Origin of the sequence: Natrialba sp. PRR66 (assembly GCF_034808065.1) — an archaeon.
GTDB classification, from domain to species: Archaea; Halobacteriota; Halobacteria; order Halobacteriales; family Natrialbaceae; genus Natrialba; species Natrialba aegyptia.
Genome location: NZ_JAXHGN010000002.1, coordinates 1 through 23,154, shown reverse-complemented (window position 1 = coordinate 23,154; position 23,154 = coordinate 1). Strand labels below are relative to the sequence as shown.

The 23,154-nt window shown below is 60.1% G+C and carries 26 protein-coding genes, 2 tRNA genes, 1 rRNA gene and 1 pseudogene; 13 read left to right on the top strand and 17 right to left on the bottom strand.

What is annotated here, in order from left to right; translation table 11 throughout:
* Window positions 1-44: 44 nt before the first annotated feature.
* Window positions 45-239, bottom strand: coding sequence for a hypothetical protein (locus tag SM755_RS06185; RefSeq protein ID WP_006663601.1), 195 nt, complete (start codon window positions 237-239; stop codon window positions 45-47).
* A 112-nt stretch (window positions 240-351) separates the two neighbouring features.
* Window positions 352-510: a hypothetical protein gene (locus tag SM755_RS06180; RefSeq protein ID WP_323171909.1), complete on the bottom strand. Its 159-nt coding sequence runs from the start codon at window positions 508-510 to the stop codon at window positions 352-354.
* A gap of 166 nt (window positions 511-676) precedes the next feature.
* On the opposite strand from SM755_RS06180, the gene SM755_RS06175 reads away from it, so the two are divergent.
* The 6 genes from SM755_RS06175 (at window position 677) to yciH (ending at window position 6,731) form a co-directional block, all read left to right on the top strand.
* The gene (locus tag SM755_RS06175) at window positions 677-997 is read left to right on the top strand and encodes a hypothetical protein (RefSeq protein ID WP_323171908.1); all 321 of its coding nucleotides are present in this window, start codon (window positions 677-679) and stop codon (window positions 995-997) included.
* A gap of 95 nt (window positions 998-1,092) precedes the next feature.
* Window positions 1,093-1,287 (top strand): cold-shock protein, encoded by a 195-nt coding sequence (locus SM755_RS06170; protein ID WP_006107579.1) that lies wholly within the window; start codon window positions 1,093-1,095, stop codon window positions 1,285-1,287.
* Between the two features lie 244 nt (window positions 1,288-1,531).
* Window positions 1,532-2,536, top strand: a complete 1,005-nt coding sequence (locus SM755_RS06165; RefSeq protein ID WP_323171907.1) for a MoxR family ATPase — start codon at window positions 1,532-1,534, stop codon at window positions 2,534-2,536.
* Window positions 2,537-2,614: 78 nt separating this feature from the next.
* The gene (locus SM755_RS06160; protein ID WP_323171906.1) at window positions 2,615-3,808 is read left to right on the top strand and encodes a DUF58 domain-containing protein; all 1,194 of its coding nucleotides are present in this window, start codon (window positions 2,615-2,617) and stop codon (window positions 3,806-3,808) included.
* Complete coding sequence (locus SM755_RS06155) at window positions 3,805-6,297, top strand: transglutaminaseTgpA domain-containing protein (RefSeq protein WP_323171905.1); 2,493 nt, start codon at window positions 3,805-3,807, stop codon at window positions 6,295-6,297. Before SM755_RS06160 ends, SM755_RS06155 begins: the two co-directional genes overlap by 4 nt.
* Before the next feature lie 140 nt (window positions 6,298-6,437).
* The gene (yciH, locus tag SM755_RS06150) at window positions 6,438-6,731 is read left to right on the top strand and encodes a stress response translation initiation inhibitor YciH (RefSeq protein WP_006107575.1); all 294 of its coding nucleotides are present in this window, start codon (window positions 6,438-6,440) and stop codon (window positions 6,729-6,731) included.
* Between the two features lie 246 nt (window positions 6,732-6,977).
* Here the strand turns inward: yciH and SM755_RS06145 are convergent, their stop codons facing one another.
* Window positions 6,978-7,415, bottom strand: coding sequence for a rhodanese-like domain-containing protein (locus SM755_RS06145; protein WP_323171904.1), 438 nt, complete (start codon window positions 7,413-7,415; stop codon window positions 6,978-6,980).
* A 112-nt stretch (window positions 7,416-7,527) separates the two neighbouring features.
* Window positions 7,528-8,175, bottom strand: a complete 648-nt coding sequence (locus SM755_RS06140) for an NUDIX hydrolase (protein WP_323171903.1) — start codon at window positions 8,173-8,175, stop codon at window positions 7,528-7,530.
* 92 nt (window positions 8,176-8,267) lie between these two features.
* Between SM755_RS06140 and SM755_RS06135 the strand changes: the two genes are divergently transcribed.
* A complete protein-coding gene (locus SM755_RS06135; protein ID WP_323171902.1) occupies window positions 8,268-8,756 on the top strand; it encodes an NUDIX hydrolase in 489 nt (162 codons plus the stop codon).
* Between the two features lie 106 nt (window positions 8,757-8,862).
* On the opposite strand, the gene SM755_RS06130 is transcribed toward SM755_RS06135, so the two are convergent.
* The 9 genes from SM755_RS06130 to SM755_RS06090 all read right to left on the bottom strand — a co-directional run bounded on the left by SM755_RS06130 (window position 8,863) and on the right by SM755_RS06090 (window position 16,050).
* Entirely contained in the window at window positions 8,863-9,297 is a 435-nt protein-coding gene (locus tag SM755_RS06130) for a DUF5809 family protein (protein WP_006663593.1), read from the bottom strand.
* A gap of 52 nt (window positions 9,298-9,349) precedes the next feature.
* Window positions 9,350-9,799 (bottom strand): DUF5810 domain-containing protein, encoded by a 450-nt coding sequence (locus SM755_RS06125; RefSeq protein WP_323171901.1) that lies wholly within the window; start codon window positions 9,797-9,799, stop codon window positions 9,350-9,352.
* A 97-nt stretch (window positions 9,800-9,896) separates the two neighbouring features.
* Window positions 9,897-10,391, bottom strand: a complete 495-nt coding sequence (gene rimI / locus SM755_RS06120) for a ribosomal protein S18-alanine N-acetyltransferase (protein ID WP_323171900.1) — start codon at window positions 10,389-10,391, stop codon at window positions 9,897-9,899.
* Window positions 10,392-10,441: 50 nt separating this feature from the next.
* Complete coding sequence (locus SM755_RS06115) at window positions 10,442-10,759, bottom strand: hypothetical protein (protein WP_006663590.1); 318 nt, start codon at window positions 10,757-10,759, stop codon at window positions 10,442-10,444.
* Complete coding sequence (locus tag SM755_RS06110; protein ID WP_323171899.1) at window positions 10,759-12,219, bottom strand: sodium-dependent transporter; 1,461 nt, start codon at window positions 12,217-12,219, stop codon at window positions 10,759-10,761. The genes SM755_RS06115 and SM755_RS06110 overlap by 1 nt, the downstream gene beginning before the upstream one ends.
* A gap of 105 nt (window positions 12,220-12,324) precedes the next feature.
* The gene (locus tag SM755_RS06105) at window positions 12,325-12,819 is read right to left on the bottom strand and encodes a ferritin-like domain-containing protein (RefSeq protein ID WP_323171898.1); all 495 of its coding nucleotides are present in this window, start codon (window positions 12,817-12,819) and stop codon (window positions 12,325-12,327) included.
* Window positions 12,820-12,900: 81 nt separating this feature from the next.
* The gene (locus tag SM755_RS06100) at window positions 12,901-13,182 is read right to left on the bottom strand and encodes a DUF6360 family protein (RefSeq protein ID WP_323171897.1); all 282 of its coding nucleotides are present in this window, start codon (window positions 13,180-13,182) and stop codon (window positions 12,901-12,903) included.
* A gap of 568 nt (window positions 13,183-13,750) precedes the next feature.
* Window positions 13,751-15,526: a ferredoxin--nitrite reductase gene (locus SM755_RS06095; protein ID WP_323171896.1), complete on the bottom strand. Its 1,776-nt coding sequence runs from the start codon at window positions 15,524-15,526 to the stop codon at window positions 13,751-13,753.
* 173 nt (window positions 15,527-15,699) lie between these two features.
* A complete protein-coding gene (locus SM755_RS06090) occupies window positions 15,700-16,050 on the bottom strand; it encodes a hypothetical protein (RefSeq protein WP_323171895.1) in 351 nt (116 codons plus the stop codon).
* 223 nt (window positions 16,051-16,273) lie between these two features.
* Here SM755_RS06090 and SM755_RS06085 point away from each other — a divergent pair, with 223 nt between their 5' ends.
* From SM755_RS06085 to SM755_RS06070, 4 genes are all read left to right on the top strand, one after another.
* On the top strand, window positions 16,274-16,441 hold the full coding sequence (locus SM755_RS06085) for a hypothetical protein (RefSeq protein ID WP_006663584.1): 168 nt from the start codon (window positions 16,274-16,276) through the stop codon (window positions 16,439-16,441).
* Between the two features lie 306 nt (window positions 16,442-16,747).
* Window positions 16,748-17,449: a hypothetical protein gene (locus tag SM755_RS06080; protein ID WP_323171894.1), complete on the top strand. Its 702-nt coding sequence runs from the start codon at window positions 16,748-16,750 to the stop codon at window positions 17,447-17,449.
* A 142-nt stretch (window positions 17,450-17,591) separates the two neighbouring features.
* Window positions 17,592-17,665 (top strand) — tRNA-Lys (locus SM755_RS06075).
* A gap of 200 nt (window positions 17,666-17,865) precedes the next feature.
* Entirely contained in the window at window positions 17,866-18,288 is a 423-nt protein-coding gene (locus SM755_RS06070; protein ID WP_323171893.1) for a hypothetical protein, read from the top strand.
* Window positions 18,289-18,668: 380 nt separating this feature from the next.
* Here SM755_RS06070 and SM755_RS06065 read toward each other — a convergent pair whose 3' ends face one another.
* The gene (locus tag SM755_RS06065) at window positions 18,669-19,685 is read right to left on the bottom strand and encodes a methyltransferase (RefSeq protein ID WP_323171892.1); all 1,017 of its coding nucleotides are present in this window, start codon (window positions 19,683-19,685) and stop codon (window positions 18,669-18,671) included.
* A 947-nt stretch (window positions 19,686-20,632) separates the two neighbouring features.
* Here SM755_RS06065 and SM755_RS06060 point away from each other — a divergent pair.
* A complete protein-coding gene (locus tag SM755_RS06060; protein WP_323171891.1) occupies window positions 20,633-21,379 on the top strand; it encodes a M99 family carboxypeptidase catalytic domain-containing protein in 747 nt (248 codons plus the stop codon).
* A gap of 505 nt (window positions 21,380-21,884) precedes the next feature.
* Window positions 21,885-22,088, top strand: a complete 204-nt coding sequence (locus SM755_RS06055; protein WP_323171890.1) for a hypothetical protein — start codon at window positions 21,885-21,887, stop codon at window positions 22,086-22,088.
* Window positions 22,089-22,348: 260 nt separating this feature from the next.
* Here the strand turns inward: SM755_RS06055 and SM755_RS06050 are convergent.
* The 3 genes and pseudogenes from SM755_RS06050 to rrf form a co-directional block, all read right to left on the bottom strand.
* Window positions 22,349-22,466: pseudogene (locus SM755_RS06050) on the bottom strand (IS6 family transposase); the annotation flags it as partial.
* Window positions 22,467-22,665: 199 nt separating this feature from the next.
* Window positions 22,666-22,741: transfer RNA gene (locus SM755_RS06045), tRNA-Cys, on the bottom strand.
* Between the two features lie 138 nt (window positions 22,742-22,879).
* Window positions 22,880-23,001, bottom strand: a 5S ribosomal RNA gene (gene rrf / locus SM755_RS06040).
* Window positions 23,002-23,154 lie beyond the last annotated feature (153 nt).

Below are 23,154 nucleotides of genomic sequence, written 5' to 3'. Positions count from 1 at the left end.
TACTCGCGTTGCGAAGAGAAACGAAGAAGACGAAGAAGACGAACTCAGTTACCGGTTACGAGACTGCCGAGCGCACCGAGGGTCAGGACGCCGAAGACGCCGAGCGAGAAGACGATGAGGAGCGTTCCGACGAGGATGAGCAGCGGTGCGGCCCCCTCGCCCGTCGCGACGTTACTGAAGTATTCGTTCATCTCAATCACGTTGTCAACGATGACGTTCAGCACTACGGCGGTTTCCATGCGTGGGGATTGTCACCGGTGGTACTTGGCCGTGCCGGTCCCGCTCCGAGACCGTTCCGAGCGATCGGCAGGGGCGTTGTACGTGCCGCGATGTGAGTGTGCCCGACCCCGCTCAAAAGCCGATGATCACGAAGACGATGAGGTAGGCGACGATCCCGAAGACGGCGATCCCGCCCATCCAGACTGCGACGATGATCGCCGCCTGGCGGCCCGTTATCTCATCGCCTTCCAGAGCGGCACCGAGTGCAGCGAGTGACTCGCGGAGATCCATTGGTTGGATTTCCACCAAATAGGTGAAAAAACTTTCTCCAATGACGACCTACTAATAACCGCCATCCGCAGTAAAACGGTTTTGTAGAGAGCGATCCGGACGACGACTTCGAACGCGTCGGGGAAAACCACCGGTAGCTAACCGATTGCCGATCGTAGTCCCAGCTATGACGGACGACAAGACTCTTTCAGACTATCAGACAGCAGCGACCGAGGAACGCGCAGACGAGCCGTCCGAACACGAACCCGCCCCGTCGGCAACGGCGACAGAGACGGAGACAGAGACAGAGACCGACTCCACAGCCAACTCGAATACCGATCCGGGCTCGGCCTCGAGTTCAGGTTCGGAGACACTGAACTCGTCGCTAGCGACGTACGCGTGGAGTCCGCCCGCGGATGCGGCAGTGTGCAGCGAGTGCGGCGAAGCGAGCACCCGCCGCTGGCGCGACGACGGGACGTTCGTCTGCCCCGCGTGCAAAACCTGGTAAGTACCGACTGACTGCGGGTAACGGACTGTTTTCGGACGAATTCGGTGGCAATCTCCCGAACATTTATATCTCCGTCGTGAGTTTGTTGAACTGCAATGGCGAAAGGTACGGTTGCATTCTTCAACGACACCGGCGGTTACGGATTCATCGAGACCGAGGACGCGGACGAGGACGTGTTCTTCCACATGGAGGACGTTGGCGGTCCTGATCTGGAAGAGGGTCAGGAACTCGAGTTCGAAATCGAGGAGGCTGAGAAGGGCCCGCGCGCGACGAGCGTCGAGCGCCTCTAGATCGGCGATCCGAAGGCAGTATCGTTCTCCGACCGTTCGTTTTTCAGTGACAACCCGACGAACAGCGATGCGTCTGTTTCTTGTCTTGGGGCCGATGTGCCCGGTGAGACCACTCGCAAGGTAAAACACTCACTTGTCTCGACACAAAGCATATAGTTCCAACACGCGGAGGTCGCACAAGCACGATGAGTCTGCAGGTGCCGCGCGTCCGAATCTCCTCGCGAGTTCGCCCTCACCTCGACCGATGACTGACGCTGACCCGACATCCGAGACGGTGCTCGAGACGCCTCCGGCCGACGAGACGGCCGTTGAGCCACTGGCGCTCTCGACGGTGGAAACGATCGGGACCGACATCGCGGAGAACGTTTCGCGCGTCATCGTCGGTCACGAGGACGTGATCGATCACGTCATTACGGCCTTGCTCGGCCGCGGACACGTCCTGCTCGATGACGTTCCCGGGGTCGGCAAGACGATGCTCGCCCGATCGATTGCGACCTCGGTGGACTGCACCTTCAGACGAGTTCAGTTTACGCCTGATCTTCTTCCGACGGACGTGACCGGCGTGAACGTCTTCAACCAACAGACCCGCGAGTTCGAGTTCCAGCCCGGCCCCATCTTCGGCAATATCGTCCTCGGCGACGAGATCAATCGCGCGCCGCCGAAAACCCAGTCGGCACTGCTCGAGGCGATGGAAGAAGAACAGGTCACCGCCGACGGCGAGACGCGCGGGCTTCCCTCGCCGTTTACCGTCATCGCGACGCAAAACGCCATCGAGCCCAACCGGACCTACGACCTGCCCTTCGCCGAACTCGACCGATTCATGAAGAAACTCCACCTCGGCTATCCGAGTCCCGAGGACGAAGCCGAACTGTTGGGTCGAACCGTCGGTACGCATCCGATCGACGAACTCGAGTCCGTCACCGACCGGGAAACGCTCGTTCGGGCGCGGGAGGCGGTATCGCAGGTGCAGGTTGCGGAACCGATTAGGAAGTACGTAACGCGGCTCGTCGGCTATACGCGCGAGAACGCACACGTCGGCGTCAGTCCGCGAGGAGCGATTTCGCTCCTCCGGGCATCGCAGGCGCGGGCGGTCGTCGACGGCCGCGAGTTCGTCACGCCCGACGACGTACAGGTGGAGGCACCCGTCGTATTGAGTCATCGCGTAAAGACGAACGACCGCGCCCGCGACGGCGGTGATATCGTCGCGGACGCGCTCGAACGGGTCCCGGTCGAGGAACGAGACGGATGACGCGGGAGAGACGGGTGACACGGCCGCGAGCGAACCGAGTGCGAGCACGATCGAATCGGCGGTAACCGAAACGGACGTATGCACGTAACACTCACACGCCGCGGCTGGGCCGTCCTCGCCATCATCTGTCTCTCGGTCGCGATGGGGTGGCAGTACGGCCCGCGGTCGCTAAACGCCGTCGTCGCGCCGCTGCTCGTTATCCTGCTGGCCGGTTTCGTCGTGACGCTCCGTCTCGACCGTCCCACGGTCAGACGGCTACCGATAGACGACGGGTTCGTCGGCGAGACCCGCGAAGCCGCGTTCGCCGTGGAGACGACCGGCGACGTGGCGGCGACCGTCCGTGACGAAATCGGAACGGGACTCGCTCTCGAAACGGATGAGGCGAGAACGCATGCACCCGAATCGGAATCGATGCCCACGCACACCCCGGCGACGGAAACGATCCTCGACGGCGAGACGCGAGTGACCTACGACGTGGCGCTTGCGTCCCGCGGCGACAGAACGGTCGGACCAGCGACGATCACGATACGCGATGTCTTCGGGCTCGTCACGCGTCGGTTCGAGTTCAGCGAGACGAGTTCGGTGACGGTCTACCCGCGGGTGTACGAATTACAGGGCGCGTTGGACAAGCGATTGCACGAGTTCGCCGACGCGACGGCCCGGCGCAACCGCGAGGAGTTCGATCACCTCCGGGAGTATCGCCGCGGTGATTCGTTGCGCGACGTCCACTGGAAGGCCGCGGCCAAACAGCCCGAAGACGACCTCGTCGTCACGGAGTACGCCGCCGATGCGGGCCTCGAGACGGTGACCGTCGCCGCCGAGTGCGCGACGGGGCTGGAAGACGAACTCGCGACGGCGGTTGCGAGCATCGTGACGGCGCTTCGTGAGACGAGTATTCGGGTCGGCCTCGTCGTGGACGGAACGGTCGTTCAGCCGAGTTCCGACGCCGGACACTACTACGAGCTGCTCGCCGTCCTCGCCGCCCTCGAGACGGGGTCGGGAACGGAGGCGCTCACGGATCGCGACCGGGCCGATGCGGAGATTCGCGTTACAGCGCGAACGGGGACGGTTTCGGTCGCCATCGGCGAGGGCGAGGCCGAACACGAAATCCCCTTCGAGCGGTTGCGAGGCACGAGCGAGCGCGCGCGGCCGGGACCGGCCGCTGACGGCGGCGACCGCAGGAACGCTGGACAGCGGGCTACAGGGACAGGAGATGGTGACGGTGCGGGGGGAACGGGGACGGGGACGCAGCGATCGGGGGTGCTCACATGAGCACGGACGCCGAGTCTCGTCGCACGGAGCGGACGATCTCTCTCGGCGGAACGGGGACGGGTCGAAACGAAACCGGACGAACGGTCGGCCCCGGTGCGTTCCGCACGCTCGCACTCGGCTGCGTCCTGGTGTTGCTCGCGTCGATCGTCTCCGTTCTACAGGACGTGACGCGGGTCGTCGGCGGAACGGACTCGCTGTTCGTCCTCGTCGGCACGATGTTGCTCGCCGCAACGCTGCTCGCTCGCTTGATCCGCCCGCGGACCGCCACAATCGCCGCGGTGACGGCAGCCAGCCTCGGATTCGCGTACTATCTCGAGGCCAGCGGCGTCGGCGTCGGCGTCGTCCTCTCGGCAACCGAATCGCTGCTCGCCGACGTTGTCACACTCGTTACCGGCCTCTCGCTGCTTCGCACGGTCGAAGCCAGCGCCCTGACGCTCGGCCTCGTTCCCGCACCCGTCTTCCTCTCGTGGTACCTCGCGCTCCGGGGTCGGTATGCCCTGAGCGTGCTCCCCGGCGGCTTCGCGCTTTGCTTTCTCGTCCTGACCGGCGACGCCGACCTCACGATCACCCTGGTCGGCACCCTCGCCGCACTGGGTACCGTCGGCTTCGGCGAACTCGAGCGCCGCGGCGGCTCGATCGCCCAGGCGGACCTGCTTGCCGTCCTCTTCGCACTGATCATCGTCCTCTCGCTGTCCGTCACGTTCGTCCCCGGAAACGCAACCGGCCCGGTTACGCTCGATCGCGGCGGCCCGAGTTCACTCGAGGGCGCTATCGATTCCGCCGGCCAGCGCTCCGGCTTTACCGGCCAGGTCGACCTCTCACCCGAGGTCCGGTTCACCGTCGAGTCCGAGCAGGCCTCCTACTGGCGTACCGGCGTCTACGATCGCTTTACCGGCGACGAGTGGGTCCGAAGCGGACAGTTGCAGTCGCTCAACGGACCGATAACCTCCCCGCCCGGCGAGTATGACGTGGCCAGGCAGGTCGTCACCGCCGAAACCGAACTCGGCGTCATGCCGGTCGCCCCCCAGCCGCTGTCCGTCAGCGAGGGAGCCGCACAGTACGCCGAAGTAACCCGACACGGCCAGGTTCACCCCTCGACGACGCTGATCAAGGACGACAGCTACGTCGTCGAGAGCGCGATCATCGACAGCGATCCCGCTTCGCTCAAGCAAGCGGGGACAGACTATCCCGACGAGATCGAAGAGTACTACCTGCAACTGCCGGAAGGCACCTCGTCGGAATTCGACGACCGGACCGCCACGGTGACCGAAGATGCCGACAACCCGTACGAAACGGCAGCGACGATCGAATCGTATCTCCGCTCGTCGAAGGGTTACTCACTCGACATCGAGCAGCCGAACGGGAACGTCGCCGAGGAGTTCCTCCTGGAGATGGACGAGGGCTACTGCATCTACTTCGCGACCACGATGACGCAAATGCTTCGCGCGGAGGACATCCCCGCTCGATACGTCACGGGCTACACGAGCGGCCAGCAAGTCGACGACAATACCCACGTCGTCCGCGGTCTCGACGCGCACGCCTGGGTCGAAGTCTACTTCCCCGACCACGGCTGGGTCTCGTTCGATCCCACTCCGGGCGGCGAGCGCGACGACGTACACATGGATCGCCTACAGGAGGCCCGCGAGAACGGCAACGAAAACGTCGATACGGATGCCAGCGAGGGCGTTCCGATCCGCAACGACAGCGAGGATGACCCCGGTAACGAGCCATCGCCCGACCCGACCGAACCCAGTCCGCCCGACAACGGAACCGATCCAACCGATCCGACCGACCCGAACAACTCCAGCGACCCCAACGGAACGAATTCCACCGATCCCACCCGTCCCGATCCAGGCACGCCGGCCGCACAGGACAGCGACGGCGAGGACGACGATACCAACCCGCTCGCGATCACGATCCCGCGCGAGTTCCTCGCGTTCACCGCCGTCGCTCTCGTCGGGCTGGCCGCTGCCATCCACCGCACCGGCGGCCGCGAACTCTACTTCCGCACGATCGGACTGTACTGGCAGCGCCGCCACGACGACCCCGCCCGGGACACCGAACGCGCCTACCGCCGCCTCGAACGCCTGTTCGAACGCGAGTTCAGGCCGCGCCGTCCCGGCGAATCACCGCGGGCGTATGTGAGTGCCCTGGGAGCGCAGGCAGCGACTACGTTACCGTCGGACGGGTCAGCAGAGTCAGGGTCACAGTCACAGCCCCGATCGCAGGGAGATCCACAGTCACGTTCAGATGTCCATTCGGATTCACAGACACACTCGCACACCCACTCACAGTCACCACACACACCCGACCCAACCGATCCACGGGTCGAACACGTCCTCGCGTGCTACGAGCAGGCCATCTACGGCACCGGCGTCACCACCGACGACGCCGCGACCGCCATCGAGTTCGTCGATGAACTCGCACGCGAGCGGTTACCGTTCGTGAGCCCGAGTTCGGACACGGCCCCCGACGCGGACCGCCCGTAGTCCGAATCGCGCCGACAGTCGGTTCGAATCGGCCCATCAGCTCATCGGATCATCGATCGGTGGATCACTGAAAAAGAACCACGCGACAGCATGTAGGTCCCGATAGTGTTTAATATGGCCATTTCGTAGCAAGGAACGTAATGTCGGAAGTCTGCTCGACGTGCGGGCTGCCCGAGGAACTCTGCGTCTGCGAGGACGTGGCCAAGGGACAACAGCAACTCACCATCCGCATTGACGAGCGCAGATACGGTAAGGAGGTAACGATCGTCGAAGGATTCGATCCGAAGGACGTCGACCTAGACAGTCTCTCGTCGGATCTCAAGTCCAAGTTTGCCTGCGGAGGGACCGTCGAGGACGGTCACATCGAACTCCAGGGCAACCACACCGGACGCATCGAGGAGTTCCTTCGGGACCGCGGCTTCAACGTCGCCTAACTGATGCCCGCGATGCTCTGAGACGACTTCCGAACTCGCGACCCGCTGTATCGGGCCGTCAACTTCACTGTCGGTTTTGTTTCGCGTCTCCGGAGTGCCAACGGTCTGCATACCGTTGTCACCAACTAAAACGTCTCTCACCGTCAAAACGCGCCATCAACGGTACCGTACGGGCGAATCGCCGAGAAGGATGGCGACGCACGTCCGCCTCGACGGGCGTGTCGAGCGGGGGGACGGACAGCACCGCTAGAACGGGGATTCGGCGTTCGTACTGGCCGGCTCGTCGGCCCCATCGGAGTTCCGGTCGCCGGCGGCGAGGCCGTACTTGAGCCCGTATTTTTCGAGGCCGCCAGCCATACTCTCGATTCGCGCATCCGCCGTTCCCTCGTACGATCCGAGGAGTTGAGCCGCCTGCACGCTCGCCTTCCCGTGCGGACAGACGGTGACGATCCGATCCGCGTCCTCGAGTTCGTCGACGCGCCCGGTCAGTTCCTGAAAGGGGATGTTTTCGCTGCCGGGGATACGGCTGTGGGCGAAACTGCGTTCGTCGCGGATATCGACGACGCGAACGACGGTATCGGCGTCCGCATCCGCGTTCGCTCCGTTCGTCCCGTTCGCACTGGTATCATCGGTAGCCGTGTTCAGGAGATCTTTGACCTCGTCCGGAGAGATTTCGCCATCCATCACTCCCGCGTTGGAACGCCGGAAGAATAAGGCCACGGGTCGGGTGCGTCGCCTGCGGCGTCGCGGCGGTGCGGAGGCACAAGCAAGGGAGAAGACGGGGCCACCGCCACAATCACCCCAGGTCGAGCATCCCGTCTTCCGCCGCGAGTAACAACGCCGTCAGCGTCGCATCGTTGGCCGGTCGCTCGCGCGCCCGGTCGAGCGCCTCCGCAACGGGAACCGTCGTGATCTCGAGGAACTCGTTGCTGTCGAGTTCACGTTCGCCGGGCACCAGTCCGTCGGCGTAGACGATCCCGCGGTCGTGTCGGAGGACGCCCGTCGCGACGGCGTACTCCTGCAGGAGGACCGTACTCGACGGGCGAAATCCGGTTTCCTCCTCGAGTTCACGCGTCGCGGCTTCCGTGTAGGATTCGCCGTCCTCGACGATACCGGCGGGGAGTTCGAGGTAGGTTTCGTGGACGGGTGGACGATACTGTTCGACGAACAGCAGATGGTCGTCGGTTGCATCGATGCCAGTATCGGTGTCGGCGGTACTGTCGACGCTGGCATCGTCGCGCGTGGCCGCGGGTTCGGCGTCAGACCCGTCCGGAAGCACGCGGCCGTCGACGCGCGCGACGACGACGACCGACGGCGGGAGGTCGGCCCAGTAGTAGCGTTTTTCCGTGCCGTCCGGTTGTTCGAGCAGATCGTAGCCGCCGTCGTACCACGGCGTCTCGTACTCGATCACTTCCTCGAGAACGCTCCACTCGTCGGCAGTCATCGTCGGAGTGTGGACGCTCGAAGACGTAATAGGTACTGTTCGAACGAGACAACGACCGAACGTATTTGTCGAAAGCGCGCGCTTGGTCGGACGTGCTCGACGACGAGTTCAGCGATGTGGCCCGCGAGGAGCAAACGCTCTCCCTCTCCGGAACGGCCTTCGAATCGTTCCGCGAGTGGGGCGTCAACGGAACGGCGCTCACCGCCGCCGCACGCGTTCGTGATAGCGACGGCCGGATCGCACTCGTCAAAAATCGCTGGGCCGACGGCTGGGTACTCCCCGGCGGCGCGGTCGAACCCGGCGAACGACTGCGTGACGCCGCTCGGCGAGAAATTCGCGAAGAAACGGGACTGCGTGCGACGATACACGATCCGCTGGTCGTCTTGGAGCAGACGTACCGTTCGAGTGCCACCGGCGACTCCTTTCGAGCAGCATACGTCATCTTTGTGGCCAGCGCCAACGGACCGATCGCAGACGCGGAATCACTCGGCGTCTCTCCCGACGAAATCAGGGCCGCACGATGGTTCGACACGCTCCCCGACAACCTCCACGACGGCGCGTTGCTTCGGCCGTACCTGTGACTGTGACTCGACCATGACAGCAACGCCGACACACAGCTATAGTAGCCACTGAAAGTCAGTGCACACCTGATCGCCTGATGGCCGTGCGATCAGCGTGTAAACCGTTTCAGTTGTTACTATAGTCGGCGGCCTCGAAGTAGTCGCGATACAACCGCCCGAACGCCTGTCGGCGCACCGTTCCGACGGCCGCCTCCTCCTCGTTCTGGAAGGTCGCGGCGACCGCCTCGTCGGCCGGCCCGGCGTGCCAGACGACGTTCTCGACGTTCTCGTTCCCGACCACCGTCACCTCGCCGTCGTAGCCGTCGCGCCACTCGCTGAACTCGTCGCTGGTGCCGACCGAGATTTCGAGGAGACTTGCAAACAGGGCGTCGCGGGCGGTTTCGACGACGGCGCTGGTGACGCGCTCGTCGTACTCCTCGCGATCGAACGACATGGCCTTTGCGACCTCGCGGACGACCGTCTGCGCCGCTGGGCCGAGTTCGTCGTAGCGTTCGCGTGCCTCCTCGATCGACGCCGGCGTAACCGTCCCAACAGTGTGCATGTCTCGGTATGCGCGGGGCGGCCAGTTACCAATTGCGTGTTCGCGGGAGCCGTTAGTCGTCGGTCGCTTCGTCGTCCGGGTCCGCTGCGTCCGCGTCGTCGGTCGCATCGGCGAGCATTTGCTGGGTCATTTCCTGTGCTTCCTGCAGCGCACGTTCGGCCTCGGCCGTCATCGAGCCACGGGTTGGCTGACGGCGCTGTCCGGCGAGGTCGGATTCGATTCCGGTCGGACGGCCGGGTGTATGGTCGTGGACGTGGCCGTGATCGTGGTCGTCGTGACCACCCGTTCCTGCGCTCTCGAACTCGGGGGTGTCGATCTCGGGTGCGTGCTCGCGGACGATTTCCCCTAACTCCGACGGAGAGCGATCGGCCCAGTCCGGGGCGTGTTCCTCGAGCCATGCCTTGTGATCCGGACGGTCGAGCGATGCGGTGATCGCGAGGTGGTTCGCGAGGTGCTCCGCGTCGGCCTGTTCGGCGTCACAGACCGGGCAGGCGTATCCCATAGGCGTCGTACGCACGCGGGCGGTAAAACGTCCTCGTCCTTTCCCTCGCTGGCATCGGTGCCGTCGGGATAAGACGGCGGTCCGTGAGAGCCGCTTATCACTCGAGCTGTCGGACCATCACGATCGCGTCCTCGTCGTTGCCGTAGTAGCCGGGAATCCGCCGGATCGGTTCGAACCCGAACTGGCGGTAGAGTCGTTTCGCGCGGTCGTTCGAGCGTCGTACTTCGAGTTTGATCGAGTCTGCGCCGTGAGCTGTGAGGACGGCAACAGATCGCGAGAGAAGTGCGGAACCGACGCCCATTTCGCGGCGGTCCGGATGGACGGCGATGTCCTTGACGTGGCCGAGCTGGCGGCCGAACGAGGGTGACACGTCGGCGACGACGTAGCCCGCGACATCGCCGTTCGTGACGGCGACGAGAAAGCCGGGGTCGCCGAGAAAGCGGTCGAAGGCCTCGTACGGCCAGGGTTGGGGGAACGACTCGTTTTCGATGCGGACGACGGCCAGGAGGTCCGCCCGTTCGGCGGGACGGATCGCGAGTTCACCGTCGTTTCGGTCGCTGTGATCGTCACCCTCTGGGGCCCGTACTGTCACGGGGCAACGTACGATGCCAGGTGGTAAAAACGGATGGTTCGATCGAGCGTTCAGAGACGTTCGAGCCGGTTGATGTCAGCGTCCGACCAGTCGTAGAAGTGTCGATCGGTTTGGGTGACGACATCGACGCATTCGTTATACTGGGCGCGGGCCCGGTCGGCGAGCGGGTCGTTGGGGTGGTCCTCGATCCACTCGCGGAGTTCGGCGAGCGCTTCCGGCGAGTAGGTGTCCATCCGATCCTGCTGTTCGAGGATGTCGACTTTGCGGCTTTCTTGGCGGAGCGTACGGGTAAGCGCCCAGAGGGAGACGCCCCAGAACGCGAGTAGCGTGAACGCGAGCATGCCGAGAACCTCTGCGGAGAGCGCCATTAGTCGTCACCTCCGGTGACGCCGGCCGTATCAGTCGTATCGCGGCGGCCCTCGACGAGGGACATGATCGCGTAGCCGATGAGTGGGAAGAGCACGAGGACGAGCATCCCGGCGATCATCTCGGGTTCGCGGAAGTTCTCCCAGGCGAAGTACGCCATGATGAACAGCATGACGGCGGGGATGACGTACTTGATGACGGGATTCCACCACGTGCCGATGTGGATACCGGCGTTTCGGTTGACCGTGAGTACGCGCAGTCGTTCGGGGCCGAGAACCCAGCCGATGATGCCGATGATGGCAAGGGTTGCAAGGGGGAGCCCCCAGTTCCCGAAGACGAAATCGAGGAAGTCGAGGACTTCGGTGGAGTAGGCGCTCGGGAGCCCGAGGAGCCAGATACCGCCACAGACGGCGAGGACGGTTTGCGTCCGGCTGAGTCGTGTTTCCTCGCTGACGGTCGTCACGCTTACTTCGGTGATGAGCAGGCCGGAGGTAAACGTCGCGAGGAAGAACCCGGCGAAAAAGAGGATCGCGACCAGTCCGCCGAGCGGAATCTCCGGGAAGACCTGCACCAGGGAGACGAACGCGAGACCGGTTCCGGCGTCGGGTTCGACGCCGACGGCGAAGACGACGGGGAAGATGGCAAGCGTCGCGAGGATGGCGATGCTCGATTCGCCGATCGCCGTAAAGACCCCGCCACCCAGCGGAACATCGTCGTACTCCCGGAGATAACTGCCGACGGTCAGGGCGATCCCCCACCCGAGTCCGGTCGAGAACAGCGCCTGTCCGAGCGCGGCGATCCAGGTCTCACTCGCGATCAGGTACTCCCACTGCACGCCGAACGTGAATGCGATCCCCTCGCTGGCCCCCGGCAGTGTGAGCCCGCGGATCGCCATAATGACGAGCGAGATCACGAGCGCCGGCACCGCGTAGACGACGATCCGCTCGACGCCGCGTCGGATACCGAGCGCGAGAATGGCTGCGATCGAGCCCATCACGACCGTGTGAAGGGCGATCATCAGCGCCGGGTTCGCGAAGAAACTGTCCATGAACGCCTGCGCCTCGAACCCGGGTGCCGTGAAGGTAAACAACAGGGAATGAACCGCGTAGTACAGCGTCCAGCCGATCAACGGCGAGTAGTACGACATCAGGGCGATGTTGACGAGCAAGACGACGACGCCGAACCCGACCATTCCACCTCGACCGACGACATCCCGAAATGCGCCGATGACGCCCTTGTTCGTGTATCGCCCGAGCGCAACCTCCGCCATCAACCCGGGAACCGCGAGTAAAAACAGGAGGGTGAGAAACGCCAGTACAAACGCACCACCTCCGTTATCCCCCATCACGTAGGGAAACCGCCAAATGTTTCCTGCACCAACCATGCCACCGATCATCGCCATGAGGAACCCGAATCGGGTTCCCCACTCGTCACGAGCCGTTTTCGGGGATGTGTCTGACATTATCTACCACTATCTGTGTCAACGGACTGGACCATCGTATAAGTATCTCATGCGTTTACGAGACAGTCGCCGAGAAAAGACAGTGGGAGTCGCTGATAGCGGTGCTTACTCCGCCGGAATGGCGTCCATCTCGTACGTCTCGGTCAACTCCTTCAGTTCGTCGAGTGCACCCTGTTCCTCTCGAAGGTTCTCCTCGAGAAGATCCGCTGCCTCGTCCATTCCAATCTGATCCGCAAGCGGGATCAAATTGCCGTAGGCCGCAATCTCGTAGTGCTCCGTCTTCTCCGCCGCCGCCATGTTGTGATAATCCAGTACCTCCTGGGACGGCTCCATCGACGTGAACTCTTCGTACTCCTCGATCAACCCCTCGATACCCTCACACTCTTCTTTCTCCGGCGGTTCGCCGAACATGTCGAAGACCGCTTCGAGACGGTCGATATGCCCCTGGGTCTCCTCGCGGTGTTCCGCAAACGCCTCCGCAATCTCCTCGCGCTCGGTGTTCGACTCGAGTTCATCGAGCGCGTCGAGGAGTTGGTGTTCCGCGTGATAGATGTCTTCGAGGCCGTGCTCGAACAGGTCTTGGATAGTGTCGACGCTCATGGGACGATCACGCGATGTTTTGCCGGGCGAGCGAAAAAGCGAGACGCCTGCCGTCGCAGGCGGTCCGAGCCCGATAAGCGGCTACTCCGCGGCGTCCTCGACCCGATCCGCGTACTTCTCGAGTTCGCTCGCGAGTTCGCGGGCCTGGTCCGGCGTCAACTCGAGTTCGGTCATGTGCTTGGGGAAATGTTGGTCGGTCGCGTTGTCGAGTTCGACCTGGAAGCGCACGCAGTCCGGCTCCTCGCGGTCCGTCGTGGCGTTGGCGACGGCGACGGAATCGAACTCGAACTCGTGGCCCGTCGCCGTAGCTTCGACGTAGTCGAGCGTCGTGTACGCGTTGACTCGCATCAGTCGGTCGGACATGGCTAGGGTCTCGGGGTATGGCTACTTAGGGGCTTCCAACGCCGGTAAAAGAGCACCACGGTAAATTCAGTAGACGCGGGGGTAGGGCTACTTAGGGACTTCCAACGGGTGACCTGTCTGTGTGGTCGATACGGCCACGGCCACGGACACCGACCGCATCGAGCGACTGGGATTATCACGCCGGTCAATGCGACTGACCCAGCCGCGCTGGGATCGAGGCGACGGTGGAGACGGACACGGCTCGACCCGCCGGCGAGCAGACCGGGTCTCGTGGTATTTCATCCACGAAGCGTCCGAGTTCCACGAACCGACGCTGACGAGACAGGCCTCACGTTCGAGCAGAGCGTTCAGCGAGCGGCTCGCGACGCGAGCGGATGAGAACAGCGACGCAACGGGCGCGAGCCGCGCGGTGTTTACCGCGATCGCGAACGACGGCACAGCGCGAACTCGGAACCGGTCCAGGCCTACCAGGGACGAACAGTCGTTCGACGCCGAGAACGAAAAGTGGCGACCGGCGGGTCGTGGCTACCCGCCGCGGCTACTGATATCGAAGACGGGGGTTAGCGGATTAGTCGTCCGACGGAATCGGCGTCCCGTCCGCCCGTGCGGGTGCAGGGCCTTCATCCAGCCCGTCATCTTCCGCGTACGGATACCAGGTCTGCTTGGTGTTGTGCATGTACGGATCCTCGTAGCTCGTCTCCTCGGGTTCGACGAGTTCGGCTAACTCCTCGTCGTCGCGGTCGGCGACGAACTCGCGGAAGCTCTCGCCGTCCGTTCGGCGGTCGGCGAAGTTCTCGAGCAGGTTTTCGATCGCACCCGGCACTTCGTCGGCCGGGACGCGGTCTGCGACCCAGGAGGCGAACTGCGGGTTCTCGCCGAGGCCGCCGCCGAGGCCGATGTCGAGCGCCTCGACGGGTTCGCCGTCCTTGCGGGTCTTCATCCCGCGCAGGGAGACATCGGCGATCTGGGGCTGGGCGCAGGAGGCGGTACAGCCCGAGAGGTGGACGTGGAAGTCCTCGACGCCCGCCGGCAGGTCGACGTTCTCGACCAGCCAGCGCGAGAACCGAACCTGCCGGTTCTTCGTCTCGACGATCGAAAGCGAACAGAACTCGGTGCCGGTACAGGCGATCGAGCCCCGCCGGAACGGGTGCGGATCGGGGCTGTACTCGTCGAAGACCTCGTTATCGAGCAAGGCGTCGACCTCCTCGTCCGGCACGTCCGTCAGGATGATGTTCTGGCGCTGCGTGAGTCGGACCTCGCCGGACGCGTGCTCCTCGGCGGCGTCGGCGATTTCGTAGGCGTCGTCGATTCCGAGTCGGCCGACGAGGACGTTCAGGCCGATGTAGTTGTTGCCGTCGACCTGTTCGTGGACGCCGACGTGGTCGTGCTTGCCGTCCGCGTCGCCGGCGTTGTAGCTGTAGGAGTGCCGAAGGTCCTCGCCCGCCGTCTCGAGTTCGAAATCGATGTACTCGTCCTGGAGCGTCTCCCGAACCTTCTCGGGACCCCACTCGTCGACGAGGAACTTGATGCGAGCGTTGTAGCGGTTATCGCGGTCGCCGTGATCCCGGAAGAGCTTGGAGAGGCCACCCGCGACCTCGACCGCCTGCTCCGGCGTTGCGAAAACGTCGATATTCTTCGCAAAGCGAGGTTCGTTACGTGCCAGTCCGCCACCGACGCGGACGTTGTAGCCCGTCACCGTCTCGCCGTCTATCTCCTTCTCGGCGGGCTCGAACGCCAGGTCGTTGATGTCGCCCTGCCCACAACCCTCGTCACAGCCGGTCACGGAAACCTTCCACTTGCGGGGCAGGTTCGAGTGTGCTTCGTTCTGCTTGAACGTATCGTGGAGTTCGTATGCCAGCTCGTTAGCATCGACGTGCTCGTGTTTGTCCTTTCCGGCGACCGGACAGCCGACGATGTTCCGCCAGGAGTCACCGCAAGCCTGCACCGTCGACAGTCCGGCGTCCTCGAGTTCGTCGAAGATTTCGGGAACGTCCTCGATTCGAATCCAGTGCAGCTGGATTGCCTGTCGCGTCGTCACGTCGAGCCAGCCGTTACCGAACTCGGGATTCGCGACCGGACCGCGGGCGTACTCGTCCGCAATCTCGACGATCCGGCGGAACTGACCCGGCTCGAGCACGCCGCTTGGCGGCCCGATCCGCATCATGAAGTACGACTCCTGACCGGCGCGCTGGTGGTACAGTCCGTACCACTTGAAGCGCTCGAACCAGGCGTCGCGCTCGTCTTCCGGAATAGACTCCCAGCCTTCCTCGGCGAATCGCTCGATGTGGTCTCGAATGTCTGTGCCGTAGACCTCGTCCTTCCACTCTTCGACATCAGTAGGCATTTGCTCAGTATATAGACCACGAGTCTTATACGCCCGTGTGTCGCGTCAGACCCGGCCGCCTCTAGCCGGTTGCGGAGTTTTTTGCCACCACATACTGACGCGATCCGGTCCGCCCCGACCACAACAACTGGGGGATTCGCCGTCCAGCCACGACAGCCGACCTCGGAGCTGAATTACTCCACTGACTCGAAACTCGAACAAGCTGCCCCGTCTACAGCCCCCGTAATCGTCGAGTGGACACCAGCCGGCTCGTACGGCTTGAACTCGCCGTCAACGATTCGACCAACCGGCAACGAATCGATACTGTCCCGCGTTCCACACTCGATACACATCCCCACCGCATCCGCGAGTACTCGATGATCCGAAACGTGAACGGCAGAAAATGCCTCGAGAAGAACGTGGGGTGTCTCACACGAACAGAACTCGCGCGTCGGAAGGGCCCAGATATCACTCACACCGACCTCACGGGAGTCGTTGACGCTGATCCAGGCCCCATCGTCGAGCGTCCGCAGTGCAATCGCCATCGGTATCTATGGACACTCTGTGCTGGACCCACCTCTGTCCGTCGATGGCTGCAACGTTTTGCCTCGCCGATGACACGCTAGATCGACCGAACCGACCGACGACGACGACCTCCACGCCACTCGCCCGAACCGAGATGACGGCAACCATCTCCGCTATAACCGAGTACAGGTATCCATTGCACACGAGGCGTCACTTATGCGCTTTCCAACCAAATGGGCAGTCATGACTGACACGGCTGAACAAAGCCAACGACCCAGCCACAATCCGAACTCGGACACACCAGACCAGGACCGAGAACGCGATGACGCCCACCTCGACGACATCGAAGAAGGCGCTGGCTGTACCGAAATCTGGGAACACCTCGCCGAGCAGCGCGACGACGAGGAGTGACGAAACCCCTGCCCTGAACTCGTCCCTGCGCCACGACCCTGAAAGCCTCGATCTGTCTTCTCTACCTGCTGTGAAACGCCACCTATTGTTATTGGATGACAACACCCATGATAATATACTCCCCCGTTTCCCTACCCACAGTTGGTACTCGCACAACAGAGAACAGACGATAGACAACGGACAACGGACAACAAACAATAGATAATAGACATAGACACATACACATACTCGCCACTCTAGTACTCTCCCACCGCTTCACAGGGAGCGACACTTTTCCCCCTCTGTTCCATAGACCAGTGCAGACCCATGACCGACAACCGGCCCGAAGAAAATTCACGCGGGCGCAATCGCGGTCCCGATGGACGGCCAATTCCAACCGACCGCGAATCACCCGTCGGCGCACCCGTCATCCGTGGCGACGAATCCGTCACCGGAACACGCGCCCGCAAAGCCGTCCAGTTCGATCCAACCGATCCCGACAGCCTTGACGCCGCCGCCGACACCGTCTCGCAGTTCGCAACCGGCACCACCGAAGACGACCACCTCTACATGCTCCGCGGTGCCGCCGCGTGTGCCGCACTCGTCCGCGGCGAGGGCTCCTACAAAGCCGCCGCCGAACGCGCCGGCCCCGACGTGACCGTCTCGTTCATCCGCAAATGGGCCCGCGTCCACGACCTCCCCCGATCCGTCCGCAAACAAGTCGCCCTCGGCCAAATCGCTCCCACCGCCGCCAAACACATCGCCCGCGTCGGCGGCGAAGCCCGCCTCCTCCTCGCCTGGGCCGCAATCGACGGCGACCTCACCGTCCGCGACATCCGCACCGTCGCCAGCACGATCAACGACGGCACCCCCGCGAATCAAGCCCTGACCAACCATGGCGTCCACCTCGGCCAACTCGAACTCTCGCTCTCTCCCGACACCTATCGCGATCTTCGCCGCCGCGCCTCCCTCGACGATACTACCCCAGGTGAACTCGTCACCGATGCACTCGAACAGTACTTCGAATGAACTAGCAGATGGCGAATCGACCGCTGACAACGCAGGACACAGTTCTGCAGGGACTATATGACAAAGTATAGGCCATTACCACCGGCCAGTCGGCAGCGAAGAAAGAAACGTTTAACCACCACTCGCCGATAGTGAAACCACGGGGCCGGTAGCTCAGTCTGGCAGAGCGTCTGGCTTTTAACCAGACGGTCGCGTGTTCAAATCGCGCCCGGCCCGCTTCTTACCCTACTCACAGCTGCGAGCGTGAACATCGAAACCAGCGCAGTTTTCGATGCAGTCCGATCGCAGTAATGCAGGGAGCAGAACATCCTCGCGTCGGTTACAATAGTACCCTGTCTCGTTCGATCACCAACAAATCTACTCGCCAAGAGAGTGTTGCTAACTAATCTGTTGTACAATCCCTGCAGTGGCTCTATATGGATCGCTCACGAATGGCATCTATGGGCAGTTCGGAATCCGCGACACCCACATCACCAACTGCAAAATCAGTTGCCCCGATCGTCGTCCGAACGGCCGGTGCAACCGCAGTTGTCGGCCTCCTCCTTCTGGCCTCGTCCATCGTCGTCACCATTACCGGACTCCTCAACCTCCACAACGTCCTTCTCGGGGCAGTTATTGCAACCCTCGGTTCCGTCAACGCACTGCTATCAGACACCTATCAGTCACCAAATATCGCTCTCACACTCCTCCTCGCTCTCCTCGGCCTCTGGGTCATCGTCTCTCCGTTCGTGCTCGAGAACACACGAACGCTTGTCACCGTCATCAACGTCGGTGGTGGCCTCGCCGTTGTTCTCCTCGCCGGCACACAACTCTACGGTATGTTCGCGTTGTCAGAATAATCACCCCATCCTGATCCTAGCTAAATCAGCGGAACCACGTTCTCGTGCAGTTCACCAGAATGCGCTCCATTCTGAGGACGGTGTTCTTGCACCAACTCACCGAGAAACACGATATCGACGAGATAGAGCCCCCTTCGTTGATGCTGGCAGATATCCGATTTCGTTCGCTACGAATTGAGCGATCAGCTCAACTTAGCAACCGAAACCACGCTAAAAAATAGTTTCAAATATCCTGTTGAATAGCTTTTCTATAACTCCTCAGAGAGAGAGAAAACTGTAGCGTCGGCAAGTTCGTTTAGCAGCTGGAGATAGCGTACTTATCTGCATCAGTGACAAGAATGAAAAATGATTCCTGAGATGTTATTCTTCGACTTCTCGTTTTAGGTGGGAGTTGCCTTGATAGCACCCAATAGATTATTTTTGCTGAATGTAGTTTCATTATGTTCCCAACCACTCTGTTCAAGCAACGATGCATACTCACCAGGCGTCCGTTCACGACCGGTCGTCCAGACAATCATCTGAATATCATAAAGTGCCCCAAAATGTGATGAATTCGATTCGGGGAGCACGTGTTCAAGAAGCACTAATTGCGCATCATCGGGAGCATGTTCCCGGATTGTTGTGAGGATTTGAATGGCTTGAGTATCGCTCCAGTCGTGAATTATGTGTTTGAGAAAATAGACATCAGCACTAGGCACTGCTTCGAACATATCCCCTGCAACATATGAGCAGCGGTCCGCCACTCCAAACTCTGTTGCTAAGTGCTGTGCCTCTTGTTCGACGATTTCTGGTTGTTCGAATACAGTACCAGTAAGAGATTGACGTGCAGAAAGAAAATCACATAGCAAGTAGCCGTATCCACCGGCGATGTCACAGATATGAGATTGCTCAGTGATTTCGACATCGTTTAGCAATTCTTGTATTTCAGTTCCTTGAAGTCGAGAATAACTTTCCATTGCATCGTTAAACAAGGACGCAACTTCCGGGTTTGAATCCAAGTAATCGAATAATGGCTCCCCAAATTCACGAACATACGTATTCTGCTCTCCGTCCTCAATTAAGGACGGAAGCTGTGACCAAAGCGAATAATTCACCTGGCTGACTTCAAGAAGGAAATAATCCTTAAATGTGTGAGGATGATCCTCAGTGAGAAGTTCTCCCGAAGACGTCAATGAAAACGTTCCACCAGCTTCATTTACTACACCCAAGTAAGAAAGAGCTCTAAGAAACCGATATCCGTGATTTGGATCGATATCTAGTGTCGTGATAATCTCCTCAACAGGTTTGGGTTCTGTATCAACAACCTCGAACACGCCCAGTTTTATCCCAGTTCCAAGGATTTGCCCTTTCATTTGCCCGAACAACAAATCTCGTAAGTGAGATTTTGCAGGATCCATGATGTATCGTCAACCAACTACAAAGAGGACCATATAACTGATGGCAATATCTATCAACATCAATCGTATTCCAACTTTAGGATATTCAATCTAAGTGACTATATAATAGTTGATGGAGGTTCCCTCTCGCGTACAATCAATAGAATGCCGGCCAGAGAACGTGCGGGCGATCGCCCTGCTCGCGATCGCCTTGGTCGACTTCGCAGACCTGATCGAACATTACGATCCTGATCTCGCACTCAGGGCACGGCTGCTCTTGAACTCCTTGCCAAACATACCACCTCGCTCATGCAGGCTATCGACGAACTTCTACTGTCTGGATACTGACTCTGGATCCCTCAACTATAGCCTCTTTTCCAGTCGATATTATCAAACCAGCCATTATCTTTACAGTGAGATGCACGAATTCTTGTAGTAGCAGGGGACGTCGCTCCACTATGTCGACTCATGTCTGGGAGGCAGTTCCCTGCTTTCCACAACCACCATCACTACCAACGTTTTCATGGTGGCCATTCGCTGCTGATCCATCCACAAAACTACTGAGCGGCCCCTAGACAGTTTCTTAGAGATGTCTATTTGGTGTACAGAAGATAAGCAGACGTGTAGTGTAGCTTCTAAACACCATCTTCTAAGCAAGTATCGGTAACCATAGCCACTATCTTCACATAAAATTGGCCGGTCGAAGACATGGCAGGGGAATCCACATTCTCGTTACCAATCGGACGCTTCTGGAACCAGTTCCTTAGACCCAATACTGTTCTATAAACACTATTGCTATTACGTATGTTGTTAGTATAGTTACTAAATAATATATCCATAGATAGAAACTATTATGATGCGTACTGTGGGGTACTAAAACGTATCTTGAGGCTATCATAAATATGGAAGATACGGAACAACTGCAATCAGGAGCGAATACCCAGCACTCGACTCGACGAGGGTTTCTCATGAAGACCAGTGCTGTCGCTCTCTCAGCTAGTGCTATTGCATCGGAAAGTGCTGCGGCTCACGAGATCGAGCAGTACACAATCAGAGACGGAACGCCAGAACAAACGACGGTCTATGTCACTGAGGAAAATAGATCTGGTCCGACGGTGTTCGTCATCGGTGGCCAACACGGCGACGAACCAAGCGGCTGGATGGCAGCTAACGAAATCGTTCAGTGGCAACTCGATACCGGAAAACTCGTTGTCATCCCTGAGGCCGACCAGACTGCAATCCAGAGTCGGACATATACCGGTGACAACGGAAATCTCAACCGTGCGTGGACAATCGGATCCGATCCAACCAGACCGCTCGCCCGAGAAATTTGGGATGTCGTAGAAGAACACAACCCTGATGTCTTCTTTGATCTCCACAGTTCGTTCGGTATCTATGGCTCCGATTGGGGCCCTGACGGCGTTGGACAGGCTATCCATCCGACGCCGCACGACTACGCACCGCAGTTAGCCTCCTACGCCGCGACGTATATTAACCGCAACTTCATTCCGGATAACTACCGAGACGAATACGACTTCCAGCGGGGCCCCTTTTCTGCAGGAGGAATCCCGACGCTCACCGGTAAGGTTGCAGCCGATCTCGAGAAACCGGGCTTCACCGTCGAATCGACACGCTACGAGGTGCCGCTCGATCGCCGAGTCATCTGGACTCGCCGTGTCGTGACTGACGTGCTTCGTCATCGCGACGTCATCTAATTTGGCCGGCAAAGCGCTCAAAGAAGCAGGAATCTCCATTTATCCTCACGAAGCGAACAGTGTATATCCGATTCCAGAGTAGTGATGAACAAAATGTCCTCGAGATGTTGAGGCGCTGGATCGCGGTGACGGTCTCGACTCATATTTCGAGGTCGTCTATCACGATCCGAAAGACTTGCACCGGATCGTCCGACGAGGAACCTCGGACTGCACAGGACGATTGCGAAGCACGAACGGAGAGTATCCGCGAGACTGCTCGTCTCGTTGATCGGAGTGTCCGGCAGGTCGCACGAACCTATATGAACTCGAGAATCTGCACCTAATCGAGTTCGCCGAAGTGGACGATCGAGGAAGCCCAGAGTTTGGGATGACTCGATCGAAGTAGATTTTCTGCTAACCGATCCAGATCCAGATCCAGAAGTTGCCAGAGCGTAAGCCCAGAAAGGCCTTTCAGACACTCACTCAACACTGGTCTTTGTATACGATATCGCAGCCAACACCAGTGATGTCACTTAAGCGTGATTCTGACTTCATGATCCCGATCGCCTTGGTCGGCTTCGCGGACCTAGTCGAACACTACGGTCCCGATCTCGCACTCCAGGCACGACTGTTCTCTGATGAACTCCGCGCCAGTCATAACACCCCGCTCATGCAGGCAGTCGATGAACTCGTCTTCTCGACGAACAGTGATTTTGAGTCGTTCAACTAGTATCCTATTTCCAGTCGATATTATCAAATCGGCCGTTCTTTACGGCGAGGTGGGCGAATTATTGCAGTAGCAGGAGACGTAGCTCCATTATGTCGATTCATGTCTGGGAGGCAGTTCCCTGCTCTCCATAACCACAATTATCACCATCGTTCCCATGACGGCCATTCGTTCCTGATCCATCCACAAAACTACTGATCGGCACCCAGACGGTTTTCTTAGGGGGTATCATTGTTATCAGAAATTGAGATAACTGGCACTGTCTAGTTCAGAACCTCCTCAGCTGGAATATTTCCGTCGAGCGTTTGATGCGGTCTGTGATGGTTGTAGTAATGCATGAACTGTTCGACAGTGCCAGTCTCTTCGTCAGCTCAGGGCGCCCGGAGATGTATGCTTCCCGTCGATTGAGTCGCCAGAGTGCTCGCGACGACTGGTCATGTCGCGACACCTCGATTAGGCGTTGCTATCGCGGAATGCGATTAATTGGTATCTGTATTGGAAAAGTCGGAAAAGTTCAATATGACCCCACCGTGTTGGGGTTGGCCCCTACAAACCGGTTGGGTTGTAAGTATCTAATATAAGCCAAGGGCCGGATTTGAACCGGCGGTGGGCGGCTCTGCAGGCCGCTGCGTTCGGCCGGACTCTGCCACCTTGGCGCGAGTGAGTGTTATTACTGCGTTCGTTTAAGTATAGCGGTACGGGATAAGCAGGGATCCAAGGTACTTCGCATTGGAGAAATACAAACTGCCCCACACAGCCGCTGCTGTGTGGGGCAGTTAGTCTGAATATATGAGTGGAGGCGGCGAATCGAATTTCCCAGAGGATCTCTCACTCCAGTACTCGCCGATACGCAGGCGGGCTTATCAACCGTGTTCGGGATGGGTACGGGAGGTCCCCCGCCGCTGTGGCCGCCCTAACGCCGATCAACGGAATCGAACCGCTGTCAAACCATAATCGGTCGGATGACCAGTATGTGCGTGTAGTCCAGTGTGCGTCCGGACCCGTTCACGAGTCCGATCCAGATGCAGTATGAATGTGTGGCTTGGCCGATTAGTGCTCGCGGGCTCAA